Source organism: Catellatospora sp. NPDC049609 (assembly GCF_040675365.1).
Classification (GTDB): Bacteria; Actinomycetota; Actinomycetes; order Mycobacteriales; family Micromonosporaceae; genus Catellatospora.
Genome location: NZ_JBFAOU010000281.1, coordinates 1 through 6,724, shown reverse-complemented (window position 1 = coordinate 6,724; position 6,724 = coordinate 1). Strand labels below are relative to the sequence as shown.

Below are 6,724 nucleotides of genomic sequence, written 5' to 3'. Positions count from 1 at the left end.
CAGGGGGATGGGTGGACAGATGCCGTTGGGGGACGGCGTCCACCCGGACAGTGAAGGGCCGGCGGTCGCTAACGGGGGTGAGCGACCGCCGGCCCGTCTGTCACCTCGGGTAGCCGATGTGCGTTGACCCGACCGCAGGTCGGACTTGATAGGCAAGTGGTTACTTGCCTATAGTGGCCCGGTGGCCGACGTCTTCAAAGCGCTGGCAGACCCGACCCGCAGGCGGATCCTGGACGGGCTGGCCGAACGCGACGACCAGACGCTGTTCGAGATCTGTGCGCGGCTGACCACCAACCACCAGATCAGCTCCTCCCGCCAGGCGATCTCACAGCACCTGGAGCTGCTCGAGGCCGCCGGTCTCGTGCGCACCCGCCGGGAGGGGCGCTACAAGTTCCACACCCTGGACACCGCGCCGCTCGCGCAGATCGCCGAGCGGTGGATCCGCAAGAAGCCGCAGGAGAACCCATGAGAGTCACCCTCAGCAGCATCCTCGTCGACGACCAGGACAAGGCGCTGGCCTTCTACACCGACGTGCTCGGCTTCGTGAAGAAGCACGACGTGCCGATGGGCGACGAGCACCGCTGGATCACCGTCGTGTCGCCGGAGGACCCCGATGGCGTCGAACTCGTGCTGGAGCCCGACGGCCACCCGGCCGCCAAGCCGTTCAAGAGCGCGCTGGTCGACGATGGCATCCCGTTCAACTCGTTCGCCGTGGCCGACGTCAACGCGGAGTACGAGCGGCTCAGCAAGCTCGGCGTCGTGTTCACCCAGCCCCCGCTGGAGATGGGCCCGGTCATCACGGCCGTCCTCGACGACACCTGCGGCAACCTCATCCAGATCGCCCAGTACCAGGGCTGAGCCGACAGTCCGGGCCGCGGCGGCCGCGGCCCGGACTGTCGGGAGATGCACCGTCGTGAGGCTCTTTCGCGACTGAGTCCGGGCGCGGGCGCGCCTAGCATCCAGGCATGCGCCGTACCCCTCACTTCCTGCTCGCCGCGGCCTGCGTGCTCGCCGTCGGCACCGCCTGCGCCTCCGACAAGGGCGACCCGGTCACGGCGCCGCCGACCTTCGCCACCGAGGTGAGCCCGACGGCCGCCCCGCCGGAGCCGTCCGCCGTGCCCTCGCCCGCGCGCTCGTCGGCCAGGCCGTCACCGGCCGCGCCGTCGTGGCCGTCGCCCGCCGACTGCGTGTCGTACAACCCGAACAACCTGACCGTGCACTACGAGGCCGGGATCCACGAGGTCCGCGACGGGTCCAAGCTGGTCGCCCGGCTGCACGGCGGGCCGGGGGAGCAGATCGGCGACCAGGGCCTGGCGCTGGCGCAGCGCTACAAGCGGCACTGCTTCATCGGCCGGGACAACGGCCGGGAGGACGAGAACGCCTACGTCTTCGACTACTGGCGTGACCCGTCGGGCAAGCGGACCACGATCCCGGGCGAGGACGAGGCCTGCTCGTCGTACGACCGGGGCAACCTGCAGGTCAACGACATGGGCAGCGGCCACGGCTGGCGGGTCAAGGACGACGACCACGTGCTGCACGTCTTCGACGACGAGTCCGACGCCCGCGCGGGCCGCCTGGTGCTGGCGAAGTACGGGCAGATCTGCTCGCTGGGCAACCCGCCCGACGACGACCAGGACTACGTCACCTACGGGAAGTGACCGAGCCCAGGAAGGAGCGCACCGCCGCGCCGAACTCGGCGGGGCGCTCCTGGTGCACCAGGTGCCCGGCGTCGATCACGGTCAGCTCGCCGCGCGGCAGCGCCTGCGCCAGCTCGGCGATCGTCTCCTGGCGCACGTAGCTGGTCGGGCCGCCGGAGACCAGCAGCGTCGGCACGGTGATGGCGCGGGCCTCGTCGCGCCAGCGCGGGTCGGGCTCGTCGATCTGGCCGCGCAGCGCGAGCACCGCGTCCCAGTCGAACGGCAGCTCGCCGTCCGGCCGCCGGGGCGGCAGGGGGTGCGCGGGTACATGAGGCCCGCGTCCTCCACGACCAGCGCGTCGACCCGCGCCGGGTGCCGGGCCGCGAACAGGTAGGCCACCACGCCGCCGAGCGAGTGCCCGACCACGACGGCCCGGCCGAGGCCGAGCGCGTCGAGGAAGGCGCGCACGTCACCGACGAGCAGGTCGATCGCGTAGGCGCCGGTGCGGTCGCCGGCGCCATGGCCGCGCTGGTCGAGCGCGTACACCCGCCACGCGTCGGACAGGTCGGCCGCGACGGTGTCCCAGTCTCCGGGGCCGCCGCCGCCGATGCCGTGCAGCAGCACGAGCGGCGGCGCGTCCGGCTCGCCCCATGCCCGGTAGGCGAGGTCGATCCCGTCGGCGTGCACTGTCCGGTAGTCGCTCACGCCCCGAACCTAGCGCGTGCCACCGGCCGACCTGTCGACGTGGGGGAACGGGTCATCGCCCGGCGACGGCCGCCGCGGGGGACGGGGCGTCGTCCCACGGGCCGGGGCGGCGGCCCGCGACGGTGACCGCGTGCCGCGAGACGCGGCAGTCGAGCCCGGCCGGGTCGGCCGGACGGTCCGGTGCGGCGAGCACCTCGGCCCTGGCTCTGGTCGCGGCGGACACCAGGCGCTGGTAGTGCCGCACCGCGTGCACGTCGATGCCCGACCCGTAGCACGGTTCGGTGCACGACTCCCCGCTGTGCCAGTAGGAGCCCGCGCCCGTCACGGCGACCGCCCAGTCGCGCAGCATCGGCGCCGTGGCCAGCACCGCGCACGCGCTTCCCGCGTCGAGCACGACCGGGTCCGGCTGCTCCGGGAGGTGGGGCCAGGCCACGGGCGTGCCGGCCGCTCGGGCGTCCTGCCGGGCTCTGCACTCGGCGTACGCCTCGGCGAGGCTCGCGGTGCGCCAGCCGACGGTGCCGTCGGGGCGGGTGCGCCACAGCGCCGGTCGGCGCAGCGCCCGCACGGTCGCGGCGGTGAGCACCGTGGCGGGGGCCAGGCCGAACACGACGGTGGGGCTGGGCCGGCCGTGGAACGGGTCCGGGGCCAGGTGGTGCGGGTCGAGCACCAGCAGCGCGCCGGGTCGGTGCTGGTAGGACAGGTCCCACAGCAGCCGGCCGAGCAGCCGGGCACCGGCCAGATCGGACCGGATCAGCAGGACCCGCTGCCAGCGCTCCACGGAGAACCGCGTCGGATCCCCCGGCCGCAGCGACATGACCTCATACCCGCGCCCCTCGTGCCGCCAGGTGCGCCGGTGCAGGCGGATGCGGCTGGACAGGGCAGCTGCGGATGGATCGGTGTCGACCGGCACAACCACCTCTCATGGGTCGTCAGCAGACCGCACGCTAACCAGCGGTCGCGACCGGCCGCCAGCCAATTACCACGGCAGGGCGACGCCGTGGCGGAAGAAACCGCCGGTGGGCCCGTTCTCCGGCAGGTCGATCGCCCACAGCACACCGGCCGCGCCCTCGGCGACCGGGCGCCCGCCCGGCCCGCCCATGTCGGTGGCGATCCAGCCCGGACAGACCGCGTTGACCAGGATGCCGCTGGTCGCCAGCTCGGCGGCGAGCTTGCGGGTGAGCGCGTTGAGCGCGGTCTTCGAGACGGCGTACGCGGGCGTCCCGCCGCCCATGGTCTCCAGGGACCCCGCCTCGCTGGACACGTTGACGATGCGCGGGCCGCGGCCCACCCGCAGCAGCGGCAGCAGGGCGAGCGTGGTCTGCCAGGCGCCGAGCACGTTGGTCTCCAGCGCCGCGCGCACCGTGTCCAGATCGGCGGTCAGCGCCGTCTGCCAGGTGTCGTAGAGGATCGCCGCGTTGTTGACCAGCACGTCGACCCGCTGGAACCGCTCGCCGATCGCGGCGGCCGCCGCGCGCAGGGCGGCCGGGTCGGTGACGTCCATGCGCAGCGGGATGACCTGCCCGCCGGGCTGCGCTGCGGCGAGCTCCTCGGCGGCCTGCCGGCCCCTGGCCAGGTCGCGGGAGCCGAGCACGACCGTGTCGCCGCGCGCGTACAGCTGCCGGGCGACCTCGCGGCCGATGCCGCGGTTGGCTCCGGTCACCACGACGATCCTGGGCTGTGCGGCGTCCACGCGCCCATCGTGCCGCGCCGCGGCCTCGGACGCGGGCGGCTCGCCGGATTCAGGGACGCAGGCCCTCGCGCACCACGTCGAGCACGCGGGCGGGCGGGGCGTCCCCGCCGTACCGCTGCATCGCCTGGCAGCCGACCATGAGCGTCTTGACGTCGGCGACGGTGACGTCGGCGCGCACGGTGCCCGCGGCCTGGGCGCGTTCCAGCAGGTCACGCAGCGCTTCCTTGAACGCCCGTTCGAGCTCGGGCATCACGTCGGCGATGTCGATGCCCTCTCCGGCCAGCGCGTCGGCCAGGCCCTTGTCGGTGGCGCCCTCGGTGGTCATCAGGTCGAAGAAGGCGTAGAACGCCGCGCCGGGCTCGCGCGAGGCGGCCAGCTCGCGCGCCTGGGCCACCAGGTGCTCCACCCGGTCCACCACGATGGCCCGGTAGAGGGCCTCCTTGGTGGGGAAGTGGCGGTAGACCGTGCCCGCGCCTACCCCGGCCCGCCGGGCGATCTCGTCGATGGGCACGCCGAGGCCCTCCGCGGCGAACACCTCGTAGGCGACCTGGAGCACCTTGGCGCGGTTGCGGCGGGCGTCGGCACGGAGCGGTTTCACGGGCTCCACCGTGCCAGAACGGGCGCTCACCGCGTCCTCCGGAAGGGGAGACGTGGGTCACTGGCTAACCGGAGCGCGCGTTCCGTATAGTAAGTGGGGCGCACGTTCCGATTATATGCCGAGGAGACGCCGATGACGCCCACAGCCATCCGGGCCGACCGCTGGACCGCGGCCGACGTGCCCGACCAGACCGGTCGTGTCGCCGTGGTCACCGGCGCCAACACCGGCATCGGGTACGCGGCCGCCCACGTGCTCGCCGAGCGCGGCGCGACCGTCGTGCTCGCCTGCCGCGACCCGCGGCGGGCCGCCGACGCGGTGGCCCGGCTGCGCGCCGCCGCGCCCGGCGCCCGCGTCGAGACGCTCGCCCTCGACCTGGCCGACCTGGCCTCGGTCCGCGCCGCCGCCGCCGAGCTGCGCGAGCGCCACCCCGAGATCGACCTGCTGGTCAACAACGCGGGCGTGATGTGGCCCCCGCGCGGCACCACCGCCGACGGGTTCGAGCTGCAGTTCGGCACGAACCATCTCGGGCACTTCGCCTTCACCGGCCTGGTGCTGGACCGGCTGCTGCCGGTCGCCGGCTCCCGCGTCGTCACCGTCAGCAGCATCGGCCACCGCAGCGGCCGGATCGACTTCGACGACCTGCAGTCCGAGCGCGGCTACGGCCGCCACCGCGCCTACGCGCAGTCCAAGCTGGCCAACCTGATGTTCACCTACGAGCTGCAGCGCCGGTTGGACGTGGTCGGCGCGCCGACCGCCGCCGTCGCGGCCCACCCCGGCGGCGCCGCCACCGAGCTGACCCGCAACTCCCCGCCCCTGATCCGCCGGCTGTTCCCGGTCGTCGGGCCGCTGATCAGCCAGAGCGCCGAGCGGGGCGCGCTGCCGACGCTGCGCGCCGCCACCGACCCCGACGTCCGCGGCGGCGAGTACTACGGCCCCGACGGCCTCGGCGAGGTCAGGGGGCACCCCAGGCGCGTCGGCTCGTCCGCCCGCTCGCACGACAAGCTCGCCCAGCGCCGGCTCTGGCAGGAGTCGCGCCGGCTCACCGGCGTCACCTTCCCCGTCTGACCACCGATCCCGTCCGACCCGACCGCCAAGGACACCACGATGGCCATCCTCGCCGCACTGGGCGCCCAGCCCACCGGAGCACGCGCGCAACGGGTGCGGCAGTCGCCGCACTACCACGACGGCGCCTTCCGCAACTCCACGCAGACCCGCACCATGGTCGGCGGCGACAGCCGACCGTCCATCCGCGAGTTCCTCACCGGTGGTGAGAAGCGGCGGCCGTCCGGGCCCGTGCCACTGGTCACCGCGCCGCCCGCGGACAGCGCGGACGGCCTGCACCTGACCTGGTACGGCCACGCCACCGTGCTGGTCGAGATCGAGGGCCGGCGGGTGCTGCTCGACCCGGTGTGGAGCGACCGGTGCTCGCCCACCCCCGGCGTCGGGCCCAGGCGCCTGCACGCGATGCCGGTGGCCCTGGCCGACCTGCCCCGGCTGGACGCGATCGTCATCTCCCACGACCACTACGACCACCTCGACATGCCCACCGTGCGGGCGCTGACCCGCGGCCAGCGGGCCCCGTTCCTGGTGCCGCTGGGCGTCGGCGCGCACCTGGAACGCTGGGGCGTGCCCGAGGCGCGCATCATCGAGCTGGACTGGGAGGAGAGCGCCGACGTCGCCGGGCTCACCCTCACCGCCACCGAGGCCCGCCACTTCTCCGGGCGTACGCTGCGCCGCAACGGCACCCTGTGGAGCTCGTGGGTGATCGCGGGCGAGCACCGCCGCGTCTTCTACACCGGCGACTCCGGCTACTTCGACGGCTACGCCGCGATCGGGGAGCGCCACGGCCCCTTCGACGCCACGCTGATGCAGATCGGCGCGTACGACAAGGGCTGGCCCGAGATCCACATGTTCCCGGAGGAGGCCGTCGAGGCCCACCTCGACCTGCGCGGCGGCCTGCTCATCCCGGTCCACTGGGCGACCTTCAACCTCGCCCTGCACTCGTGGTCCGAGCCCGTGGACCGGGTCTGGGCCGAGACCAAGGCCCGCGACGTCGCGCTCGCCGTGCCCCGCCCCGGCGAGCGCGACGTCGGC

9 protein-coding genes and 1 pseudogene are annotated in these 6,724 nt (G+C 74.1%); 5 read left to right on the top strand and 5 right to left on the bottom strand.

Annotation, left to right across the window (positions count from 1 at the left end; translation table 11 throughout):
• The first annotated feature begins 181 nt into the window (after positions 1–181).
• The 3 genes from AB0J67_RS38260 to AB0J67_RS38250 all read left to right on the top strand — a co-directional run bounded on the left by AB0J67_RS38260 (position 182) and on the right by AB0J67_RS38250 (position 1,658).
• Positions 182–469 (top strand): metalloregulator ArsR/SmtB family transcription factor, encoded by a 288-nt coding sequence (locus AB0J67_RS38260; RefSeq protein WP_363490241.1) that lies wholly within the window; start codon positions 182–184, stop codon positions 467–469.
• Positions 466–858 carry a VOC family protein gene (locus tag AB0J67_RS38255; protein WP_363490239.1) on the top strand — a complete coding sequence of 131 codons (393 nt, stop codon included), beginning with the start codon at positions 466–468 and terminating at the stop codon, positions 856–858. Before AB0J67_RS38260 ends, AB0J67_RS38255 begins: the two co-directional genes overlap by 4 nt.
• A 107-nt stretch (positions 859–965) precedes the next feature.
• Positions 966–1,658 carry a hypothetical protein gene (locus AB0J67_RS38250; protein ID WP_363490237.1) on the top strand — a complete coding sequence of 231 codons (693 nt, stop codon included), beginning with the start codon at positions 966–968 and terminating at the stop codon, positions 1,656–1,658.
• Here AB0J67_RS38250 and AB0J67_RS38245 read toward each other — a convergent pair.
• The 5 genes and pseudogenes from AB0J67_RS38245 to AB0J67_RS38225 form a co-directional block, all read right to left on the bottom strand.
• Positions 1,642–1,902: an alpha/beta hydrolase gene (locus AB0J67_RS38245; protein WP_363490243.1), complete on the bottom strand. Its 261-nt coding sequence runs from the start codon at positions 1,900–1,902 to the stop codon at positions 1,642–1,644. The genes AB0J67_RS38250 and AB0J67_RS38245 overlap by 17 nt on opposite strands.
• Positions 1,903–1,919: 17 nt before the next feature.
• Positions 1,920–2,261: pseudogene (locus tag AB0J67_RS38240) on the bottom strand (alpha/beta fold hydrolase); the annotation flags it as partial.
• Between the two features lie 133 nt (positions 2,262–2,394).
• Positions 2,395–3,258: a hypothetical protein gene (locus AB0J67_RS38235; protein WP_363490235.1), complete on the bottom strand. Its 864-nt coding sequence runs from the start codon at positions 3,256–3,258 to the stop codon at positions 2,395–2,397.
• A gap of 60 nt (positions 3,259–3,318) precedes the next feature.
• Complete coding sequence (locus tag AB0J67_RS38230) at positions 3,319–4,032, bottom strand: SDR family NAD(P)-dependent oxidoreductase (protein WP_363490233.1); 714 nt, start codon at positions 4,030–4,032, stop codon at positions 3,319–3,321.
• 49 nt (positions 4,033–4,081) lie between these two features.
• On the bottom strand, positions 4,082–4,630 hold the full coding sequence (locus tag AB0J67_RS38225) for a TetR/AcrR family transcriptional regulator (protein ID WP_363490231.1): 549 nt from the start codon (positions 4,628–4,630) through the stop codon (positions 4,082–4,084).
• 132 nt (positions 4,631–4,762) lie between these two features.
• Between AB0J67_RS38225 and AB0J67_RS38220 the strand changes: the two genes are divergently transcribed.
• Positions 4,763–5,695, top strand: coding sequence for an SDR family NAD(P)-dependent oxidoreductase (locus AB0J67_RS38220; protein WP_363490229.1), 933 nt, complete (start codon positions 4,763–4,765; stop codon positions 5,693–5,695).
• A 39-nt stretch (positions 5,696–5,734) separates the two neighbouring features.
• Positions 5,735–6,724: MBL fold metallo-hydrolase (locus tag AB0J67_RS38215; RefSeq protein ID WP_363490227.1), on the top strand; the 990-nt coding region annotated here is incomplete at its 3' end.